The 20,819-nt window shown below is 37.2% G+C and carries 15 protein-coding genes and 1 pseudogene; 5 read left to right on the forward strand and 11 right to left on the reverse strand.

Annotated elements, in window-relative coordinates; all coding sequences use genetic code 11:
* Positions 1-2 precede the first annotated feature (2 nt).
* Both B5488_RS18300 and B5488_RS18305 read left to right on the forward strand, forming a co-directional pair.
* A complete protein-coding gene (locus tag B5488_RS18300; RefSeq protein WP_262507328.1) occupies positions 3-290 on the forward strand; it encodes an alpha/beta fold hydrolase in 288 nt (95 codons plus the stop codon).
* A 61-nt stretch (positions 291-351) separates the two neighbouring features.
* Complete coding sequence (locus B5488_RS18305) at positions 352-621, forward strand: hypothetical protein (RefSeq protein ID WP_262507364.1); 270 nt, start codon at positions 352-354, stop codon at positions 619-621.
* 172 nt (positions 622-793) lie between these two features.
* On the opposite strand, the gene B5488_RS18225 is transcribed toward B5488_RS18305, so the two are convergent.
* Positions 794-961, reverse strand: coding sequence for a hypothetical protein (locus B5488_RS18225; protein WP_231919756.1), 168 nt, complete (start codon positions 959-961; stop codon positions 794-796).
* A gap of 29 nt (positions 962-990) precedes the next feature.
* On the reverse strand, positions 991-1,605 hold the full coding sequence (locus tag B5488_RS16055) for a DUF6503 family protein (RefSeq protein ID WP_231919757.1): 615 nt from the start codon (positions 1,603-1,605) through the stop codon (positions 991-993).
* Between the two features lie 294 nt (positions 1,606-1,899).
* On the opposite strand from B5488_RS16055, the gene istA reads away from it, so the two are divergent.
* The 3 genes and pseudogenes from istA to B5488_RS16075 all read left to right on the forward strand — a co-directional run.
* Positions 1,900-3,423, forward strand: coding sequence for an IS21 family transposase (istA, locus tag B5488_RS16060; protein ID WP_231919758.1), 1,524 nt, complete (start codon positions 1,900-1,902; stop codon positions 3,421-3,423).
* 24 nt (positions 3,424-3,447) lie between these two features.
* Positions 3,448-4,176 carry an IS21-like element helper ATPase IstB gene (gene istB, locus B5488_RS16065; RefSeq protein WP_079736178.1) on the forward strand — a complete coding sequence of 243 codons (729 nt, stop codon included), beginning with the start codon at positions 3,448-3,450 and terminating at the stop codon, positions 4,174-4,176.
* A 1,887-nt stretch (positions 4,177-6,063) separates the two neighbouring features.
* A pseudogene (locus B5488_RS16075) lies at positions 6,064-6,363 on the forward strand (site-specific integrase); the annotation flags it as partial.
* Positions 6,364-6,470: 107 nt separating this feature from the next.
* On the opposite strand, the gene B5488_RS16080 reads toward B5488_RS16075, so the two are convergent.
* From B5488_RS16080 to B5488_RS16120, 9 genes are all read right to left on the reverse strand, one after another.
* On the reverse strand, positions 6,471-7,715 hold the full coding sequence (locus B5488_RS16080; protein WP_079736180.1) for a sugar MFS transporter: 1,245 nt from the start codon (positions 7,713-7,715) through the stop codon (positions 6,471-6,473).
* A complete protein-coding gene (locus B5488_RS16085; protein ID WP_079736181.1) occupies positions 7,708-8,514 on the reverse strand; it encodes an endonuclease/exonuclease/phosphatase family protein in 807 nt (268 codons plus the stop codon). The genes B5488_RS16080 and B5488_RS16085 overlap by 8 nt, the downstream gene beginning before the upstream one ends.
* 19 nt (positions 8,515-8,533) lie before the next feature.
* Positions 8,534-10,360 carry a DUF4091 domain-containing protein gene (locus B5488_RS16090; protein ID WP_079736182.1) on the reverse strand — a complete coding sequence of 609 codons (1,827 nt, stop codon included), beginning with the start codon at positions 10,358-10,360 and terminating at the stop codon, positions 8,534-8,536.
* 124 nt (positions 10,361-10,484) lie between these two features.
* Positions 10,485-11,429: an NAD-dependent epimerase/dehydratase family protein gene (locus B5488_RS16095; RefSeq protein ID WP_079736652.1), complete on the reverse strand. Its 945-nt coding sequence runs from the start codon at positions 11,427-11,429 to the stop codon at positions 10,485-10,487.
* A gap of 34 nt (positions 11,430-11,463) precedes the next feature.
* Positions 11,464-12,762, reverse strand: a complete 1,299-nt coding sequence (locus tag B5488_RS16100; protein ID WP_231919759.1) for a DUF3472 domain-containing protein — start codon at positions 12,760-12,762, stop codon at positions 11,464-11,466.
* Positions 12,763-12,775: 13 nt separating this feature from the next.
* Complete coding sequence (locus B5488_RS16105; RefSeq protein ID WP_079733415.1) at positions 12,776-13,771, reverse strand: IS1595 family transposase; 996 nt, start codon at positions 13,769-13,771, stop codon at positions 12,776-12,778.
* 162 nt (positions 13,772-13,933) lie between these two features.
* Positions 13,934-15,529, reverse strand: a complete 1,596-nt coding sequence (locus B5488_RS16110; protein ID WP_079736184.1) for a RagB/SusD family nutrient uptake outer membrane protein — start codon at positions 15,527-15,529, stop codon at positions 13,934-13,936.
* A 10-nt stretch (positions 15,530-15,539) separates the two neighbouring features.
* Positions 15,540-18,545, reverse strand: a complete 3,006-nt coding sequence (locus tag B5488_RS16115) for a SusC/RagA family TonB-linked outer membrane protein (RefSeq protein WP_079736185.1) — start codon at positions 18,543-18,545, stop codon at positions 15,540-15,542.
* Positions 18,546-19,147: 602 nt separating this feature from the next.
* Positions 19,148-20,818 carry a RagB/SusD family nutrient uptake outer membrane protein gene (locus B5488_RS16120; protein ID WP_231919760.1) on the reverse strand — a complete coding sequence of 557 codons (1,671 nt, stop codon included), beginning with the start codon at positions 20,816-20,818 and terminating at the stop codon, positions 19,148-19,150.
* Position 20,819: the final 1 nt, after the last annotated feature.

Here is a 20,819-nt window from a genome sequence, read left to right on the forward strand (position 1 = left end):
TTATGAGTGATAATATTTCTGTTGAAACGATTTTGGAGAATCATGAAGCTTCTGGAAAATATTTTGATGTTAACGGGCTTAAATGTTTTGCCCTAGACAAGGGGAGTGGAGAAGCCGTACTTTGTCTCCACGGCGTGCCCACTTCCTCATTTTTATACCGAAAGATCGTTCCCGCCTTAGCTGATAAAGGTTATAGGGGAGTGGCTATTGATCTTCCTGGTTTGGGATTTTCTGAGCGGCCTGAAGATTTTGATTACTCTTTTTCTTCTTTAACTAAGCTTTTGTGCTGAAGCAGCCAAAAGCTTAGGCTTAGATAAATATCATCTGCTCATTCATGATATTGGTGGACCCATTGGATTTGCTCTGGCTGCGGAAAACCAAGAGAAGATTTTATCAATTACTATTCTTAATACCTGGGTAGATGTGGTGAATTTTAAAAAGCCCTGGCCTATGCGACCCTTTGAAAAACCTGGATTAGGGGAGATAGAGTTAGTAAGTATGCAGCACGCCACCTGGCTGCAAAAAACGAAGATTAAAAAATTTAAAATTTCATTTAATTCTAAGAGATGCCCGGAAGGGATATACTGCCCAGGGAATGGGTGTGTTTTCGTAAAATGCTAGTCGGTAATTTTGTATAAACACATTAATGGGAATATCCAATGATTCCTTAAATTGTTGTACGGATAGAAAATAAAAAGGCCTCCGATCTCTCGGAAGCCCCCCTTATTCATTGGTTGGGATGACATAAAAGTTTGATTAAATTATGACTCAAAACCATTTCAATCCAAACTTATTATTTTGTGAAATCTTTCTTTGTCAGATCGTTTTCGAATTTAATATCAGACCAGGTTACCGCGGTCCAGGGTTTATCTGTTACATCTGCGTTCCAGGTAGATTTTTTATATTTTCGTTTTGTGGGTAATAGAAGCCCGTCAATGTTTTCATACTCAAGCTTCATCAAATAAGGGGTGTCTATCACATCAAAATCGACTACAGTAAAAAGGAACTGACTACCATTGCAGTATTTTTATTGATGTACAACTGATAAATATCTGTAGCTTCTTTTTTAGTTGAATTAAAAGTAACTTTTACAATATCATACTTTTTATTTGCTATAGTTTTTTCTCCCAGATACTCATAATTTAGTCCTTCATCTAGTAATTTAGGCATCATAGTAAACCAATAAAAATTTGTTGGCCTATTAAAGGCTACTCGCTTTAAATAATCTTCATTTGTTATGACTTCTCCCTTGTGTTTTAACCAAAACTCTTTACCATTGAAGCCTTGTTCAATCAAGCCTTCAAGTTGAGGTAATGTTCTTTCGTGCTGATTATAACCGCCATAAGATAATTCTCCGTCAAATAAATATTTTTCAGTAGAAACATCAGTTTTACCATCTGGGGTTTGATAAGTATAGGTGTATACGACATCCTCTTTATTACGGAGTTTATCATAATCACCTACTTTTTGTGTCATTTCGTATACTAGTTGATGTCCTTTGTTTTCAAATTTTTGAAGCTGATTTTTTTGAGGCTTATTTGTTTCGCTATTGCCGCAAGACAATAGTGATAAACTTAAAATTAGAGCAAATAGGTGAACTTTCATATTGGTTTAGTTGTTAAATGAGTCTTAGTTAAATAACTAATTCCTGCCCATTATTTGGGCAAGAATTAGTAGGTGTTTAATTATTTTTTCCAGGCATAATTTTCAAAACCTTTATCTAAATGCAAAAAACGGTCATAGTATACCACCCTGGCCGGATTAAAGTGAACCACCTTGGCCGGGTCAAACTGAACCACTTTAGCCGAGATAAAGTGAACCACTAAGAAATCGATTCTATTTGTAATGAGTCAAATGTCTTTTTTTGTAAAAAAGACCATGGCCAACAAACAGATAGATATGCGAAAAGTAAAACAGATTTTTAGGTTGTACAGCCAGGGCGTCAGTAAACGCCAGATAAGTTCAAGGTTGGGTTTATCACGCAACACCATTACTAAATACATCGCTTTTTTTCAGCGTTACCATTTTACAAGCTACGAGGTCTCTGCCATGACCCTAGAAGAGTTACACAAGCTTTTTAAGTCAGATCAAAAGCCAAAGAGCGCTCAATTGTTGACCCTGGAGAAGTACTTTCCCTATTTTGATAAGGAATTGCGTAAAACGGGGGTAACCAGGCAACTGCTTTGGCAGGAGTATTATGCGAAACATCCTGATGGCTTTAAGTTATCCCAGTTCAAATACTGGTACCATCAGTGGACTAAGGAAGTATCACCGGTGATGCACCTTACCCATAAGGCTGGCGATAAGCTGTTCATCGATTACACCGGCAAGAAACTTAGCATTGTGGATCGTCACACAGGAGAACTGCAGGATCTGGAAGTTTTTGTGTGCGTTTTGGGCAGTAGCCAATACACGTATGTGGAAGCCTCACCAAGCCAAAAGAAGGAGGATTTTATACGTAGCGTCGAGAATGCGCTTTGGTTTTATGGTGGGGTGCCCAATGCCCTGGTACCCGATAACCTGAAATCCGCAGTAACCAAAGGGAGTCGTTATGAACCCAAGGTCAACGAGACCTTCTCTGATTTTGCAGAATATTATGAAACCGCAGTACTGCCCACAAGAACATATAAACCCAGGGATAAGGCCATTGTAGAAAACGCTGTACGGATTATATATACCAGGGTATTTGCACCGCTACGCCACCAGACCTTCCATAGCTTACCAGAAATCAATAAGGCAATACTTGAACTTCTAAAAACACATAATAAAATGTCCTTCCGGGGAAGAGAGTACTCCCGCCGTTCTTTGTTCGAAGAAGTAGAAAAACAGGAATTAAAACCCCTGCCTTTAAAACGGTATGAGATAAAAGCCTACGCCAATGGGACCATTCACAAGAACAGCCACATCTATTTTAGCAAAGACAAGCATTACTATAGCGTACCTTATCAGCACATAGGCAAACGCATCAAGATCATCTACTCCGATAGCCTGGTGGAGATATTCTATAAATTTGAACGCCTGGCCGCACATCCAAGAGAGAAAAGGAAATACGCCTATACTACAGTTAAGGAACATATGCCATCACACCATAGGTTTGTAAGTGAATGGAGCTCTGAAAAATTCATCGCCTGGGCAGCTCATATTGGAGTACACTGCAAAGGGTATATCACTGAAATACTGGACAAAAAACAACATCCCGAACAATCCTATAAATCCTGTCTGGGCATACTACACCTGGCAAAAAAAGTAGGGAACCTGCGCCTGGATAATGCTTGTAAGAGGGCTTCTGATTACGGGGCATACAATTACAATATTATTGATCGCATCCTTAAAAAAGGCTGGGATAATCTTGAAGAAAACCTCGAAGAGGAAATAGTCTTGCCCGATCACAAGAACATCCGGGGAGGCCATTATTACAAATAGAAAGGAACCATTAAAACCATGTATATGAATACGCAAACCTTAGAACAGATGAAACAATTAAGGCTCCACGGAATGATCAGGGCCTTCAACTCCAGCTTATCCCCGCAGAGCGTGGATTACACTAATGATGAGCTTGTAGCTTACCTTATCCAGTCCGAATGGGACGATCGCAAGAACCGAAAGGTAGAACGCCTAACTAAAACAGCCAGGTTCAGGTATAGCGCCATTATGGAGAATATCGATTATAACCACGAACGAAATATCGATAGAAATCAAATACAACGTTTTGCCACGTGCGACTTTGTAACACAAAAGGATAATATTTTAATCACGGGAAGCACCGGGGCAGGAAAAAGTTATATGGCATCCGCCATAGGTCATCAGGCCTGTTCATTAGGCTTCAAAACGATGTACTTCAACACTTCTAAGCTCTTTACCATGCTTAAAACATCCAAGGCTGATGGCTCTTATTTAAAGCAGGTAAACAAGATAGAAAAACAGGATCTGCTCATACTTGATGACTTTGGACTTAAAGGTCTGGATAATATTAACAGGCACTCCCTGATGGAAATAATTGAAGATAGGCACGGAAAAAAATCTACCATAATAGCCTCCCAGTTACCTGTAGAGGCCTGGCATGAGATTATTGGAGAACAGACCATTGCAGATGCCATACTGGATCGCCTAGTTCATACGGCTCACAGAATAGATATCAAAGGGGAATCAATGAGGAAAAAACTTAAAAATAAATAGTAAATTTAACCACAGTAGAATCGATTTTGAGCACTTAGTTTGCTATGCTCACTTTCATCCGGCGCACGTGGTTCACTTTGACCGGCTCATCCAGTTAAATACCAGTAAATCAGTATTTTGTATTCTTTTGATTTCCTTTGGTTTCTATTCAAATCGAACTTAGGATCTAGTGCCTTACGGTGTGAGAGTTCGAGTCTCTCCGCCCGCACAAAGGGATAAGCCGACTTGAAAGAGTCGGCTTTTTCTTTTTGGTACAACATAGGTACAACATTATATGATTTTGTCTTTCCAGATACAATTTGGTATTATTTGATACTAAATGAGGGCATCCACCTAAATTTCTGATGTACTGCTTTTCTGAATCCTCGTTCTCATAAGGCCAGTAGGCTAGTTTACCGGTAGTAACTATCTATAGATATAGTTGTTTGCAGGCTCGCCCTGCTTACCCCAGGCTACAATTTGAAGCCATTGTGTTTCTTAAATTTTTTCTCCATTTTTAAAAAAACTGTTCGTTGGTGGCCAGGGAAAATCGGGTTACTAACAATCCACTTTCAAACCTGTGGGATTTATGATCTTTCCCTTACGTTTCCAATTAACTGTACTGTGTTTCTAAGTGTTTCATAACTAAAAGATTTATAATTGTTGTTTAAGTCATTTACTGAGCGTTGTTCTTTTTTGATTTTTTAATTCCGCTCCCTTTTTGTGGATTTTATCTAATTTCGTTTCGTAGCGCTCTTCCCTGTCCCTTTTTTTGTGCCAATATTTTTTCAAGATTTAGTATTTGGGATAACTTATAAAAAAAAGCTAAAAGACCGGCTATATGCAGTGCGGGCTAAATTCTAAATCTTGGTATTTTGCATTAAAGAAAAAGGTAGTTGCAGTGAAGGCGGGGACTACTTCAAATAGGAAAGAAAGAATAGGGAAGGAACGGGAAGTGGAATTACATTAATTATGAAATCCAATTTGAGGAATTAAATGCAAAACCAGAACCGGGAATGAAGCGGATCTACTATTTGTGCGGAAAAAGTGAAATGGAAGTTTGTGGTTTTTTAATTGCGTCCGGCTTTTGTGAATGAAGCTCTTTTTCCTGGAGGTACGGAAGGGGAATGTGCTGAGTGGGTTATAATACTTACAATTCTATTTGTGATTTAAAAACGTGGTAAAACCACATTTTTATTGAAGGTGAAAGAATAGAATTTTTCTTAAGTTTAGCCTTACTATTTTAATTGTAGAATTTAGGATCGGAGAGATATGCCAGCAGATTATTTGGACTCTTTGTGATATAAAGTAAAAACTTGATATAGTATAATCTAAAGTACACGAAGGCCAAATTTATCCCCATTTGAGAATTCTATACAATCTTATATTAAAATTTAGTTTTTTAATGCTCATTATCTCCTGCAGCGAAAATAATCAGTTAAGGCAGGAAAACGCGATTAAAAATTTAGCTCAAACATACTCCGACACTTTACTAAATAAAATTGAGAAGTTAAAAATCATAGACAATGCGTATAATAGTATTTCCAGTTTACAAAATGATAGCCTTAAGAATGAACTGCTACTAGACATATCCTATCAATATTTAAAAATAGATGATTCTCTTAAATTTCTTCAACCTAGCCTTTTACACTTCAGCTTCCAATTGAACATGAATTTGTGTGATTTTCTGCGATTTTAAAAAGTCAGCAAATATTTCATAATTCCAGAAACAATTATGTTTCTGCCAAACCTATTTACTGAATTATTTCTTTCAGCTTCTTCACTTCTGTCTAATTCGTATTTTTATCATCAGATTTTTAAAAATTTTGCCCCCCATTCTTTAAACTCTTTTTTACACTCCTGGTCTAATATTTGAATATATTCTTTACCGACTTTTCTTAATATAATGTTTTTCCATTTCTGCGAAATGTAAATCCTAAGGATGCAGAAATTTATATTAAAACAAAAAGTGCCACTAAACTTTTCAATAAAAATCTAAAGCTAATTGCCGCGGATTGTGGAATTGAAAAAAATCTTTCGAACCATATTGCCAGGCATAGCTTTGGGAATATTGCTGGTGATAAAATCCATCCGTTAATGTTGCAAAAATTATATCGCCATAGTAACTTAAAAACTACGTTGAATTATCAGGCCAATTTTATTCACCGGGATGCTGATGATGCTTTAGATAGTGTTATTAATTTCTAGAATTTTTAACTAAGGAAATTAAATACTTATAAAAAACCTAGTATTTTAGGTTGCCTCTAATCGCTCTTTTCTGTTAATTAACCATTATTTCAAATTAAATTGGGACATTACTTAATTTTGTGTCCTTTAACAGCAAAAAACCATATATATAAATAACTTGGGATTACTATCCAGTAAGCTGCTTGTGGATCAAAAGTATCAGCAAGGTAGCCATAAATAAGTGGTAAAATTGCACCTCCGGCCAGGGCCATTATTAAAAAAGAAGATCCTATTTTAGTAAACCTTCCCAATCCATGAAGTGCCAGGGGCCATATAGCAGGAAAAACCAAAGCGTTGGCCAATCCTAACAGCGAAATACTCAAGACCGATATGTAGCCTTCCGTAAAAATGGCGACTAACCCAAGTATTATTCCTAAAATTCCAGAGAGCTGTAAGGCTTTTTGCTGACTAATATACTTGGGTATGGTCACAGTACCAATTAGATAGCCGACGATCATTGCAATTAGGGTATAAGTAGTGAAATATTTAGCTACATCGGTAGAAATACCGTGGGCATCTCGGGCATAGCTAATTACTGTATCTCCTGCAATTACTTCCACACCAACGTAAAGGAACATAGCAAGAGTGCCCAATAATAAATTCGGAAACTGTAAAACGTTGGTTTTATTTTTATTGGCAGCGGCAAGTGTTTCATCTTCTTCGTCAGTTGTAATTTCAGGCAATGCTGAATAATATATTAAAATAGAAAGACCAATCAGGATTACTGCCATTATAATATAAGGTGTTATTACCCTTGCTGAAAGCGCATCCAGTTCAGCGGCTTTTTCTACCGCATTCATACTATTAAGGCTCGCTTCCAGCTTGTCCATATTTTTAAGTAAAATAGCACCAAAAATTATGGGAGCTAGTGCTCCTGCAATTTTGTTACAGATTCCCATTATGCTCATTCGTTTCGCCGCACTTTCAATAGGTCCTAGAATGGTGATATAAGGATTTGCCGCAGACTGTAATAATGCCAAACCTGTTCCCTGGACAAATAATCCGAATAAAAATAAAGCGTAGGTCCTGGAAATAGCTGCGGGAATAAAAATAAGAGCGCCAATAGCCATAACTACTAAACCCATAGACATACCATTTTTAAATCCTATTTTTTTTAGAACCCATGCTGAAGGGATAGCCATAACTAGATAGGAAATGTAAGAAGCGAAAGCAACAAGGTATGATTCAAAATTGTTGAGCTGACTGGCTGTTTTGAGATATGGAATCAAAACAGAATTCAACCAGGTAACGAAGCCAAAAATGAAAAATAATACTCCAATTATGATGATGGATTTGTTTGTTTCTTTAGTCATGTTTTTTTTGTTTTTTTAATTCTATTATACTTAGGACAGCATTGTGGTCGGAGGCTAAGCTATCTTGGATTACTTTAGTTTTATGTACCTTCCATTTATTCTTAGGATAAAAAATTACATAATCGATTTTAACCTTAGGATTTGCTGAAGGATAGGTAGGTGCCGGGTTGTGTTTATTATAAGTACTTGCCCAACTCTTTTCGAGGAGATGAATGGGTGCACTACCGGGCATATCATTGAGGTCGCCAGCGAGAATAGCTGGATACTTCAGTTTTTTAGTGAGTCTGTTTATCGCTTCGGCTTGTTCCATTCGGTCAATTCCATCAGGAAGATGGTCAAAATGGGTTCCTATGAAATGTATGGTGTCTCCTGAAGACAGGGCCAGGGTGGTAAGTCCTGCTGCTTTAGGTTCATTTTTAGGAGAATGGGGGAGACTTATGTTCTCTGTTTTGATAAATGAAGTACGTGATAATATTCCTTCTCCATACTCTCCACCATCATAATCCATAGCTTTTATAAAAATTGAAGTTAAGCCAGTTTTGACAGCAAGTTCACTTAAGATATCTCGTTTATTTACACGAGCTGTTCGAAAATCTACCTCTTGCAAAGCAACAAGATCTGGATTTGCTTTATTGATTACGCTTGCTATAATATCTAAATCAAAATCTCCTGTGGTATTGGAGCCGTGCAATATATTATAAGTGAGAATACGTACATCTCTGGTGTTTTGTTGGTCCTGGGCGGTTGTTCTGAAAGCAAGAAAAAAGCATATAATTAAGAAGTAAACTTGAAATTTCATAAAAATATTATTTTATATTTTATAAGCTTTGAAAAGCCTTTTGAGCTTTCTCTATAATTACTGATGCTGATGTCTTGCTGAGCTCATCCATTGTGAAGGAGGATAATATCTCATCAATTTTTAATAGGCCATTAGTATTATTATTCTTTTTGAATTCAGATTTTAGAAACTGGATTTTTTCATAAGCCTGGATTCCAGCTAATAGCTTTTCAAAGCGTATAGATGTTCTTCCGCCCGGGTAAATAAAATAGGTGTCTCCAGCTGCCCAGGTGGTATACCTGCTGTCTAAAAGTGGCTCCATAACCCAACTGTTGTATGCCCAACGTAAATAGCCATCTAATTTTTTATTGGCTGCATACCAGCCATACCATTCGGTTTCCGAAGGCTCACTAAAAGTGAAGCTATTGGGATAGGGATGGGAGCAACTGGTATAGAAAGTACTTGTCTTTCCCTGTTTTTTACGTGATTGAATAATTTTATCGGGATAATTTTCACTTAATGTAATTGAATAATCATCTATAACATCAAACAATTCAGGATGGCTATTACCAGCGAAAGATATTTTAAAATCCTTATCAGCATTTTTTATAACTTTCATAGCCTCTTCCATAGATTCCATAGGGCGTTCATCCATAGCGATATAAGTTTTATCAAACCATCCTTTTTCTTTTAAATGGGCAGCGAAGGCTTTAAGCATAGCTGTCCAGGAATTTTTATAATCTTCCTCTCCAGGTTTGGTTTTAAGGTGTTTTGTAGTATTGGTAGCTTCATCAAAATAGGCAAAGCTTAGTTTCCAGGGAATCATACTGTAGGCATTAATTTGTTTGCTCACGCCCAAATCCATCATAAATTCTACCCACTTATCAAAAACATCAAAACTAAAATCCCAGGTACCATCTAGCTTTTTAGTCCACCGAACCATAGAATGAAAAGCATCATGTGTTTGGCCATCCCAGGGCCGGTCAATAATACTTGCTGTAATAGATTTTCCTCCAGCATTTACATAATGATGAATATCCTCTTCCATAGCTTTAAAGTGTTCATCACTCCATAAATTGGTTTGATAATAACGTGCTGCTGCATATGGATTTTGCCAAAGATCCAGATGGAAGTTCCATTTTTTTGGATCTGGCAATTGACGTTCCTCTACCTCAATATTTATAACTAATTTTTTTAAAAGTTTATTACCATCTTTTATTTTAACAGTGCCCGAGTAAGAACCTGGTGTTGTGTTTTGAGGTACCTGGATGGATAACCAGCCGGGTCTTGTGGTTCGTTTTAATACCTTGAAATCTTTTATTTTATGATCTATAACATCGGCCACTAAAGTTGAATCAAAGTTTGCCGGGACGCGATGGCCACAGGCTCCTTTTTGATCTTTATTAAGTTCATCTGTTAATACATAGCGAACAAATGCACTTTCTATCTGTTCATTTGAAATAATCTGGTTATTATTTATGTTTTTTAAATCTGATGTTTCTACACTTAGGCTTAAGTCTTTTTTCCCTGCTGAAACTACCCATTGAGCAGAAAGTTTTTCTCCTCTCCAGCCTTGCAGGTTTAAATCAGTTGAAAGTGAATCTTTCAATACCGGTTTTTCTTTCTTATACCTCTTATTGGTTTTACCCCATCCCGCTATAGTTTTTTGAGAATCATTCCAAAGTTTAACAGGAGTAGGGGTGGGGTTCTGTAATTCGTTATAGGAACTAACGGGAAAAGGCATCTGATTGGTTTTTTGTCCTGAATGTGTAATTCCTTCCGGACTTTGTGCCTGGGAAAAATTACACCAACTTAGGAGAATAATAGCACCCCATGTTTTTGTTACTAAGAATTTTTTGAAAGTCATATGATGAAATTGAATCTTATAATCAATTTAGCTTCTTGTAGCTATAAAAACTGCTTTAAGAGGATTAAAATCAAAATTGATTTAGACGCTCAATTTGGTATTAGTAGAACAACCATTAAACAGGTTAATATGTTTCACATTTTATATTTTTAAGCATGTCTATGGTTATCCTTTTGAGATCGTATTTAGGTTTCCAACCCCATTCCTGTTCGGCCACCTCGTCATTAATGCTCTGTGGCCAACTGTCGGCAATATGTTGTCGAAAATCAGGTTCATAGAAAATTTTGAAATCTGAGATATGTTTATTGATTTCTTCAGCAAGTTCAGCCGGTGTAAAGCTCACTCCGGCGACATTATAGGAGGTACGTGTTTTAATTTCTGAAACAGGTGCTTCCATCAATTCTAATGTGGCTCTTATAGCATCGGGCATATACATCATGGGTAGACGGGTTTCCTTACTAAGAAAACAGGTATATTTTTTATCTTCTTTCGATTTATAAAATATATCTACAGCATAATCGGTAGTACCACCACCAGGTTGTGCTGAATAAGATATTAAGCCAGGATAACGCAGGCTTCTCACATCAACTTTAAATTTTTCGGCATAGTAATTACACCACTGTTCGCCGGCCTGCTTAGAGATTCCATATACGGTACCTGGAATCATTGCCGGATTTTGGGGTGTATTGGTACGCGGCGTGTCTTTTCCAAAAACGGCAATAGATGATGGCCAAAAAATTTTAAGCTGGTATTTCCTGGCTGCTTCTAAAACTCCTAAAAGGCTCCTCATATTTAAATCCCAGGTAAAAAGAGGATTATCTTCACCTTTGGCTGAAAGGATAGCAGCTAAATGATATATCTGGGTAATATTTTCAGTTTCTATGATATTTTCAATGTGCTTAGAATCGGTAGCATCTAAGGTTAGAAATTTTACTGATTTAAATTTTTTAGCTGATTCTGAGTTAATATCACTGGCCAGAATATTACTGGTTCCATATTTTGAAGCTAAAGCAGCGGTGAGTTCAACTCCTAATTGTCCCGCTGCGCCCGTAATTAATATTTTTTCCATTAAAAAAGTAGTGAAAGTATTTTTAAGATTAGATTTAAGGTAAATTTTCAAAATTTATTTGTGGTGCATTGCCGGTTGCTTCCCTTTCAAAATTGGTGTCGACCTCGGTTGTTTCATTAAAAAAGCCACAATTTTTCAAATAATATCCTCCTGTGGTCTCTCCTCCTGCGTAATCGAGCCTATGTTTTTGATTGGCGGTGGCATCAGCCGTAAAAATAGCTTTTGAGAGTTCTATCCAGCCCTGTTCCTCATCATATAGCCATTGGTTTTTATAGTGAGCCTTACGAGAAATGTCTCCGGTAGCAGGGACAAAATTTTCCAGGAAAGAATATAAACTGCCTAAATAATTACTGGATTTGGGCCTTCTAAAGCTGGCAATAAGTTCCCATTCGTCATTTTCTGGCGTATAGAAATATGCGGAATAATCTGTATGATTTGGACCTGCAGGTTCACCTTTCAGCAGAAATTTGTAGGTGGTATTGGTTTTCCACATAAATTTTTTAAAACTCTGTCCTCCGGAGCCTTCATTGCCAAACTCGCCGGTATAGACATCATCTCCTTTTTTGAGCATTATAATTTTTTGATCTTCGGGAATTTCATCAGGGTTTTGGGTCTCATAAGGACTCCAAACCGAAAATAGGATTCGACGTTCATTTTCTGAATTTACCTGCATACCAAAATAACCGTGAGAAAATCCATTTGCCATATAGTAGGAACCTATAACATCTTCGCCTTCGGGAACAAACATTTCATTGTAGAAATAAGTTGGTTTTTTGCTTTCTTCCGGGATGGGGTAACGCAAATGTACTGAAGGTCCTCGACGCCCAAAATGGAAATTATCTTCTACAAAATTCACTTCCCCACTGGTAACAGGCCCGGCCAATAGTAGCTCTTTAATTGCTAAATTTTCATTTGATTCCGGTTCTATAACCTCAATAGATACTTGTTGGTAACCGGAATTTTTAAGTTTAAATTCTCCTAAATAAACTTCCTGGAAGTCTTTGTTTTTAACCTGAACCTTACGGCTTTCTCCCGCAAGTGATACTTTTAGTTTGGTATTTCCTGTGGCCGATTTAAGGTTAAGCCCAAGTTCTACCAATCCTGATTTGTTGGTTCTAAAATAACTTTGAATAGGTTTTTTGCCATCCCAATTACGAACCCCTTCTTTTTTAATAATTTTTCCATCTTCTTCCTGATTGTTGGAAATCCAGGAATTTTCACCAAAAGGAATTTGATAGGTATATTCTGGTTTCTCTTTATCCTGTGTACAAGAAGTTAAGAATATACCCAGATAGGTTATAAGTATAGCAACTTTGTATATGTTGAATTTCATCAATTTTTATTGGCTAAGTTCTAATTAGCATATTGAATAGTTGTTGTTTGTACTCGTACCATGCGCTATTTGAAGCAAAGGCAATGGCTGTAACTGTTGCCATTTTACTGGTTGAGTTCTTGATTTTTTCAAGTACCAAGAACCAATTCAAGTAATTCTGTAAGTATTTTGTAGCTACCCCATTGAAAGAATCCATGAACTTTCTCAATCTCATATCCATATTGTTTACATTCTGGACATGGTACACCTTATCTACGGTTCGCTGTCCCTTTGAGGTGTTGAACTTTTTATGGGCAATTGTGTTGGCTTTTGCAAAAGCACCATAACTTCTATGGCTGTCGCTGCAGAGTACGTCAGCTTTATCAAGTTTCCCTTTAAGTATTCTATTCAGATCCTCTTTACTGATACGACCTCTTGTGGCCACTTTAAAGTCTTTGTTTCCAGATCTATCACAAGTTGCCACTACAGCTACTTTTTCATCACTTATGCCTGCTTTGCTTGCTTTTTCTCCTCGCATTTTCGGTTTTCTACCTAAATGACGTCCTCCTTTTTCTGAGTAGGCAAAGAACAGGTCATCGCTTTCGACTATGCCCTGAAACTCTTCTACCGAAACACTGGAAAATGACGTGAGCAATTTATGTCTCCAATCAAAGGACGTTTGAATTGATATCTCCGTCTCTTCTGCACTTTTCCTGATACTGTAGCCCGACAACAAACAGTATAAATACCGATTTAACTTCTCTTTCTTTTTTATATTATACCAAAACTTACCTGTGGTCTCACTGAAATTCTTCTTACAGCCATTGCAAACATAGCGTTGAACGCCTTTGAGCTTGCCATTGGCACGAACACGCTTTTCTGAGCAATGAGGACAGGTAACTGCTTTTGCCTCGTTGCTGTCCTTTACTTCACTTTCTTGCAAAGACAATGATAGCAACGAAGCCACTATCTCTTGTTGAACAGTCGCTGGACTATTAACGAAAAAATCCCTGAAATCTGAAGGTATCATATCTATATAGTTTTACACAAATATAAGACATATTCATCTTAGAACAAAGCTTTTTTATTTTAATGAAACCCCAATTAATATTATTGGGGTTTCATATTAGTTTGGTGGGAAGGCAACTTATTTAGAGATTAATTCTAATTATTCTTCCCGTACTCAAACAAATTAATATCCCGTATTATTAGGTGTCAGTTTGGGATTCTTATCGATCGCACTTTGTGGGATAGGCAAAAGATTATTTTTAGGAGCTTGAAATTCCCTGGTCTCGATTAAATTTTGTGGTAACGTCATAGAAACATTATAATCCCCATTCGGTTGGGTAGTTTCAAGAACACTTCCTTTTTTTGCGCCCAGTAATTCACCATTCATAACTTCAGAAGCTATATCCCAGCGTATAATATCATCTCTACGAAGTCCTTCCATTGCAAACTCAACTCTGCGTTCATTTCTAATAAGTTTTCTCAAACTTTCCTGGTCAGCATATTTTTGCTTATCTACTGCAGGCATTCCTGCTCTTAATCTCACTGCATCTATTGCTTCATAAAGTTCATTGTCTATTTGCCCTAATTCTATTTTTGCCTCTGCAATAGTCAAGAGAACTTCTGCATATCGAAAAAGAAAGATATCATTTCCCATATTCCAGAAAGGAGCACTGGGATCTATATCTATAAAAGTGGTATATTTTTTAAAATTATATCCCGTTTTTGAAGCGTTATCAGCGGTATTATAGTAATCTGGGTCATCTTCTTCAATTGAGCGGTAAACCCTGCCGGCGAATATCTGCCCTGGATAAACAACTGTTGCTCTTAACCTGGGATCACGATTTATAAAAGGATTTTCAGGGTCATAATCTCCCTGGCTTTGAGCTTCTTGAATAGTTCTTCCGTCTACCATCCCATACGCATCAACCAAAGACTGGGTAGGAACTACAGATGACCAGCCACCAATACTATTGGGTAAGAATGGAGTAAAACTCATTGCATAAATATCAGGTGTATGCTGTACAGATAGAATGATTTCGTTATTCTGTTCATTAGTTGGATCAAAAAGGCCTTTAAAACTTGGGTGTAATGAATAGCCAGTGATGCTTTTTGCTGTTGTTAAGGCTTGTTCATAATCTTTAAAATATAGATAGTTGCGCATAAGAAGAGCTTGAGCGGCCCCTTTTGTAGCTTTTCCAAATTCTGAGCCCGAATATGATTCGGGTAGAATATCGATTACTGCAGTTAATTCATTTTCAATAAATGTGCGAATTTCTGCTTGTGGATTTCGTGGCACTTTAGCTTCTTCGGGTGTAGCAAAATTTTCAGTAATTAAAGGGACATCACCATAATTTGTGGTAAGCACATAATATTCATATGCGCGAATAAAACGGGCTTGAGCCTTATAAATTATTCTATCTTCTTCTGGCACTTCAACTGCATTATCTGCATTTTCAAGAAATTCGTTACATCGGTTTATTGTGGCAAAATTGTAATACGATGCTCCGGGATCTGCTGGCGATAATTTTCCATTTCCAATATTCGTCCATCCTTCCCAGGGGAAGTTATTGAAAGCATTATCAGAACCAGCATCGCGATATAATATTGAGTTACCACTTTCAAAGCCACTATAACAACCTGTTAGCGCCAGATCTAAATCTTTTTTGCTTTTCCAAAAAGTGGAAGGCGAAAGCGCATCATTCGGTGCTGTGTCTAAAAAAGAATCTTCGCAAGAGGTGAATATAAAAACGATTCCTATAAAGTAAATTAATTTTTTCATCTTGTAATAATTAAAAAGTTAGATTAAATCCGATAGAATTGGTCATTACAACCGGGTATCCACTACCACGCCCAGAAGGCGCTTCAGGATCCCATCCTTTGAGATAATTCGTAATCGTAAATAAATTTTGAGCAGTATAATAAATCCTTAGTTTTGAAATATTCCAGCCGTCTAAAACATTGGTTGGAATGTTATATCCAAGTTGAAGATTTTTCATTCTTAAATAATCGGTACTTCTTAACCAATAACTTGTGGTAGAATTTTGAGGCATGCTTGGTCCATTAATTGCATCAATGAGTCTCGGTACGTTAGTGTTTGTGTTTTCTGGAGTCCATCGGTTTAACCACATTGCAGATGGTTTTTGTCCGTCTCCATTAACGGCGCCAATAGCATCAAAATCCATATAGCCATAGCCACCTGTGGCTCCCTGAAAGATTGCCAGTAAATCAAAATTTTTGTAAGCTAAACTTAAATTAGCTCCAAAATTTAGAGTAGGAGTAGAGTTGCCTAGTAACACACGATCGTTAGCATCTACCTTGCCATCGTTGGTGATATCAACATAACGTAAGTCTCCAGGTTGAATCTGTCCTGGATACAAGGTATTGGTAGCATATACATCAATATCTTCCTGGGTTTGATGTAAACCATCGGTTTTATAGCCATACCAGGAATCAAGTGATTCACCTAACTTCCGGATTTGACGTCCACTAATAACTTCATTTGTACCTGCAAGTTCTACTAATTCATTTTTATTGTAGGCTACATTACCGCCAAAACCAAAATCTATTTCGCCAAAGGTCTCTGTGTAATCAAGACTAACTTCAATTCCTTTATTATCTAACTTACCTACGTTATCATAAAAGTTATTTAATGCAAATTCGTTGGGAGCGGGCACTTGCATAATAATACCTTCGGTAAGTTTTTTATATATATCTATGGTGACATTTAATTTATAAAGTAACCTGGCATCTATACCTAATCCATAGCTTGTAGTTTTTTCCCAAATTAATGCTGCATTTTTCGCATTCGCAATGGCTGCTCCAGAATTAATTTCACTATTAAATGGATAGTCTATTCCAAGACCTAAAGTTGGTACAGTAGGATAATAATCATTTAGGGCATCCTGGTTACCAAGTTGACCCCAGGAACCTCTAAGTTTTAAATTGTTCACAGTGCTTTTTATTCCTTCAAAGAAATTTTCGTCAGATATTCTCCAACCTGCAGAGAAAGAAGGAAAGACTCCAACTCTATTATCTTCTGCAAAACGGGATGATGCATCTGCTCTTAAGTTTGCTTCAAATAAATAACGCCCTTCGTAATCGTAATTTAATCTACCAAACCAGGAGGTCATATTTAGTTCTCTTGTATAGCCTGTATTCTTCATGCCGTTTGTGGAACCGGCATCTAAATTAGGAAGTTCATTACTTGGGAAGTTTTCACGGTAAGCTGTTGTTCTTTTAAAATCATAAGATTCAGCATGGTATCCAACCAAAGCACCTACATTATGTACATTTTCAAAAATTTTATTGTAATTAGCCGTTAAATCAAGCGTATTTCGAGTAGTTGTTCTAAGGTCTTCGGTGAGTTTTGTTGGTCCGTGGTATTTGTTCTCGTTATATTGGATTTCTTTATTCATTTCTGAATTATCCTCTTCTACATTTCTATGGGACATAAGGGCTTTAACATTAAATCCTTCGAAAAGGTCGGCTTGTATAGAACCAATTCCCACAAAGGTTTTCCGGTTATAATTAATTTGAGGTCCCATATCTATCCAGGCAATAGGGTTGCCGTCTGAAATGGTTCCATAGGTGCCATCTTCATTTTTATAAGGAATCCAGGGTGCAATTCTGTTTGTTTGCCTAATAATTTGATCTAAACCGCCACCAACATATGCATTGTTAGGCTGTTCACGATCCATTTGGGTGTAGGACAGGTTTAAATTGGTGGTTAACCATTTTTTAGGGGTGATTGTAAGATTTACTCGAGCATTATACTCATCTTTCCCTGTGTGCTTTATTATCCCATCCTGTTTTTGATAATTTAGGGATGCTCGATATTTAGTGTATTCTGTACCACCTGATATGCCTAAATTATTTGTGGTGACAAATCCCGATCCCTGGTACAGTAAATCCTGCCAATCTGTATTTGGATGGCTGTAAGGGGCACTTCCATTTTGAAAAAGTTCAAGGTCATTTTCATCAAATTTTGGGGCTTTACCACTATTTGTTAAGGCTTCATTATAAAGCACAGCATAGTCGTACGATCCCAGATAATCTGGTAATCTCGTAGCAGATTGCCATCCAAAATTACTTGTTAGACGTACTGAAGGTTCTCCTGTTTTTCCGGTTTTAGTTGTAATTAAAATGACACCGTTAGCAGCTTTTGAACCATAAATAGCAGCTGAAGCAGCATCTTTTAGTACTGAAATATTTGCAATATCGTTTGGCTGTACATCATTCAATGAACCCTCAACCCCATCTATTACTACCATAGGAGACGCCTGGTTTAAAGTGCCAGTACCACGAATTCTTATAGTACCACCATCATTACCCGGCATACCTGATGATTGGTTTACCGAAACACCCGGCAACAATCCAGAAAGTCCGGCAGATACACTGGTCATAGGTCTATCCTCAAGCATATCCCCATCTACAGATGCTACGGAACCTGTTAAGTTTACTTTCTTTTGGGTGCCAAATCCTACCACAACCACTTCGTCCAAAGCTGCAGCATCTTGCTCCAGAACAATGTCTATATTAGTTTTACCATTAACCTCTATTTCTCTTGTAGCATAGCCCATATAGCTTATAACTAAAACTGCATTACTGGGCGTTTGAATAGTGTAGTTTCCATCAAAATCTGTCATTGTGCCGTTGTTGGTACCTTTTTCTACGATGTTAACTCCAGGAAGGCTCATACTGTTATCTGTAACGGTCCCCGTAATTTCAATGGTTTCTTGCCCTAACATTATGTAAGGCAAAAACACAAGAATGAAGGTTAGTAGTACTTTTTTCATAAAATTTATTGGTTATTATTTAAAAGTTAATTAATAAAATGAAATTTTTAACTTTCGTATAGTTTGCAATTTCAAACGTTTTCTTTACTTATCCAAAATAAATTATTAAAAATTTGTTTTTTGTAAGTTTAATTTTTTAAATTCTTTTTTTTTGAAATTTTTTATATAAGATTTTTTTGTCTAATTAACTTTTAAACTATTTAAAAACAAGGTATTGTGATTAACCTAAGAGTAGGTGTATGTATATTAGAGGTTTTTAAAATTATATTCGTTAAGAGAAGAAGGGGAGATTTAGATAAGAGAAAGTTTAAATTTCCGAAGATAAAAGTGAGGGCTATACCTTTTGTTAGTTTCATCGGAAGTTGGAAGAAGTATTATTTTGGCGAGAAGTAAGAAATTTAAAAAAACTCTAAACACGGTTTTGATTGCTTTATATGAATAATTATATAATATGTATTTAATAAAAGCGTCTCGTTTAAAATTTTAAACGAGACGCTTTTTAAAAAGGAATAGAATTTGGCTAATTCTATATTTGAAAGTAAAACGCTACCTTCTTTTAAAGCAACAAGTCTTAACAGGTTGCAATTAAATTTTTACGCTTACTATTGCGTTGGATTTTGTGTAAGGGTACCCGGGTATGAATTGATGGCATCCTGCGGAATATAAAACAGCACGCGGAAATCGGTAGCGGGAATCACCTCATTTTGGTTGTGTGGTCCTGGATATTTCCGTGTTAGTGCCTTTCCGTTACGGAAAACATCATAACTTCGTTCTGCCTGGTAAGCAAGTTCAAGCTGACGTTCTTTATCAATTCGTTCACTGGCGTTGGATGCATCTAGGGAGCTGTAACCTCCATCTACAATTGAACGCTCCCTGATCGTATTTAGATCGTCCAGTGCTGCGCTGTAATTACCAAGTTTTGCATATGCTTCCGCACGGTTCAGGTAAATTTCACCTAATCGACTGATGACTGGAGAATGTAAGTGAGATTCTTCTCCTTCAAGAGATGCTTTTGTAATGTAGAATTGTGGGTAAACCCGGTTTAGTGAAATATAGTCATCTATCACACCCGTATAGGTGTTTCCATCACTATATTGGATAGAGTAAATTCCCTGATCAGCATCAACAGGAGTGAGCGTATAGGAATTCGTGTCGTCCTCCGCAGTTATGGTGTTCCCACTACGAGTAATCTCTGCCTGTACATAGTTTAAATCGTCGCCATCTTCCTTGATAAAACGAAAAACTTCAGGAGCGCTATTATCATAGGTTGGCTGGATAAAGGCTGCACGAGCATCTACTAAATTGTAGCTGTCCGGGCGCCAGTCATTACGACCTGTTTCGTCTAATAAATCAATATATTTTGCACTGGCATACATTTCTCCCCAGCCCATACCGCCTATATTGGCATACATTCCTCCAACACCATAATAGTGGTCGTAGCCTGAAAATTCTGATGCAACCCTTTTTATTGCGAATATGGTTTCTGCATTATTTTCGGGAATAAAGGTGTTGTATTCCATAAATTCCTCCCTTGGTAATAACGAATATTTCCCGGAACCGATCACTTCGTTTGTGTAATCTACAGCAAGCTGAGCATATTCAGTATTAGGAGATTCATAGGTGCCACTCATAAAAAGATAAACGCGGGACAACATGGCTTGTGCTGCTTCTTTTGTGGCATAAATTGATTCTTTGTCTATCGTAAGCAACTCTTCAGCTTTTTTTAGATCAGTAATAGCTTGTTGGTAACTTTCCTCTACGGTAGCACGATCTTCAAGTTCCAGATTGATTACATCATCAGGAGTACCGTTCACAATAGGAACCCCCAGGTTTGTTTGAGGATTTTGATAGTAGGGACGTCCAAAAGCTCGAGTTAGATAAAAGTACATCATTCCTCGTACGTAATAAGCTTCGCCAAGGTTGTTATCTATTTCTTCACTTTGTCCCTCTTCAATCATATCAATAATATTTGAAGCCTGTGCAATGGCTTTATAGCCTGAGTCCCAAAATTGTGTCAGACGATAATTGTTTGGCGTACGGGAATATGATATAAATTCATAAAACGCATCTGTAGATGATCCGCGAATCATCATATTGTCCCCTGCATATTCACCCATACGGTGCATAGGATCTGACCAGCTTTTTAACTGGGCATACATCCCATTTAGTAGGGATTCAAGGGAAGCATCGGGATCATTGACTATGGTCTCGGAATCCAGGCTTCCTTGTGGTAGACGGTCGATATCGCAGGCTAAAAGTACTGTCGTGGCCAAA

Origin of the sequence: Salegentibacter salegens (genome assembly GCF_900142975.1) — a bacterium.
GTDB classification, from domain to species: Bacteria; Bacteroidota; Bacteroidia; order Flavobacteriales; family Flavobacteriaceae; genus Salegentibacter; species Salegentibacter salegens.

What these genes read in the sequence shown, in the direction of transcription:
- B5488_RS16085 (WP_079736181.1), bottom strand. Translation starts at nt 8,514, where the DNA reads ATGAAATTTCAAGTTTACTTCTTAATTATATGCTTTTTTCTTGCTTTC.
- B5488_RS16080 (WP_079736180.1), bottom strand. Translation starts at nt 7,715, where the DNA reads ATGACTAAAGAAACAAACAAATCCATCATCATAATTGGAGTATTATTT.
- B5488_RS16105 (WP_079733415.1), bottom strand. Translation starts at nt 13,771, where the DNA reads ATGATACCTTCAGATTTCAGGGATTTTTTCGTTAATAGTCCAGCGACT.
- B5488_RS16115 (WP_079736185.1), bottom strand. Translation starts at nt 18,545, where the DNA reads ATGAAAAAAGTACTACTAACCTTCATTCTTGTGTTTTTGCCTTACATA.
- B5488_RS18300 (WP_262507328.1), top strand. Translation starts at nt 3, where the DNA reads ATGAGTGATAATATTTCTGTTGAAACGATTTTGGAGAATCATGAAGCT.
- istA (WP_231919758.1), top strand. Translation starts at nt 1,900, where the DNA reads ATGCGAAAAGTAAAACAGATTTTTAGGTTGTACAGCCAGGGCGTCAGT.
- istB (WP_079736178.1), top strand. Translation starts at nt 3,448, where the DNA reads ATGAATACGCAAACCTTAGAACAGATGAAACAATTAAGGCTCCACGGA.
- B5488_RS16090 (WP_079736182.1), bottom strand. Translation starts at nt 10,360, where the DNA reads ATGACTTTCAAAAAATTCTTAGTAACAAAAACATGGGGTGCTATTATT.
- B5488_RS16110 (WP_079736184.1), bottom strand. Translation starts at nt 15,529, where the DNA reads ATGAAAAAATTAATTTACTTTATAGGAATCGTTTTTATATTCACCTCT.
- B5488_RS16095 (WP_079736652.1), bottom strand. Translation starts at nt 11,429, where the DNA reads ATGGAAAAAATATTAATTACGGGCGCAGCGGGACAATTAGGAGTTGAA.
- B5488_RS16100 (WP_231919759.1), bottom strand. Translation starts at nt 12,762, where the DNA reads ATGAAATTCAACATATACAAAGTTGCTATACTTATAACCTATCTGGGT.
- B5488_RS16055 (WP_231919757.1), bottom strand. Translation starts at nt 1,605, where the DNA reads ATGAAAGTTCACCTATTTGCTCTAATTTTAAGTTTATCACTATTGTCT.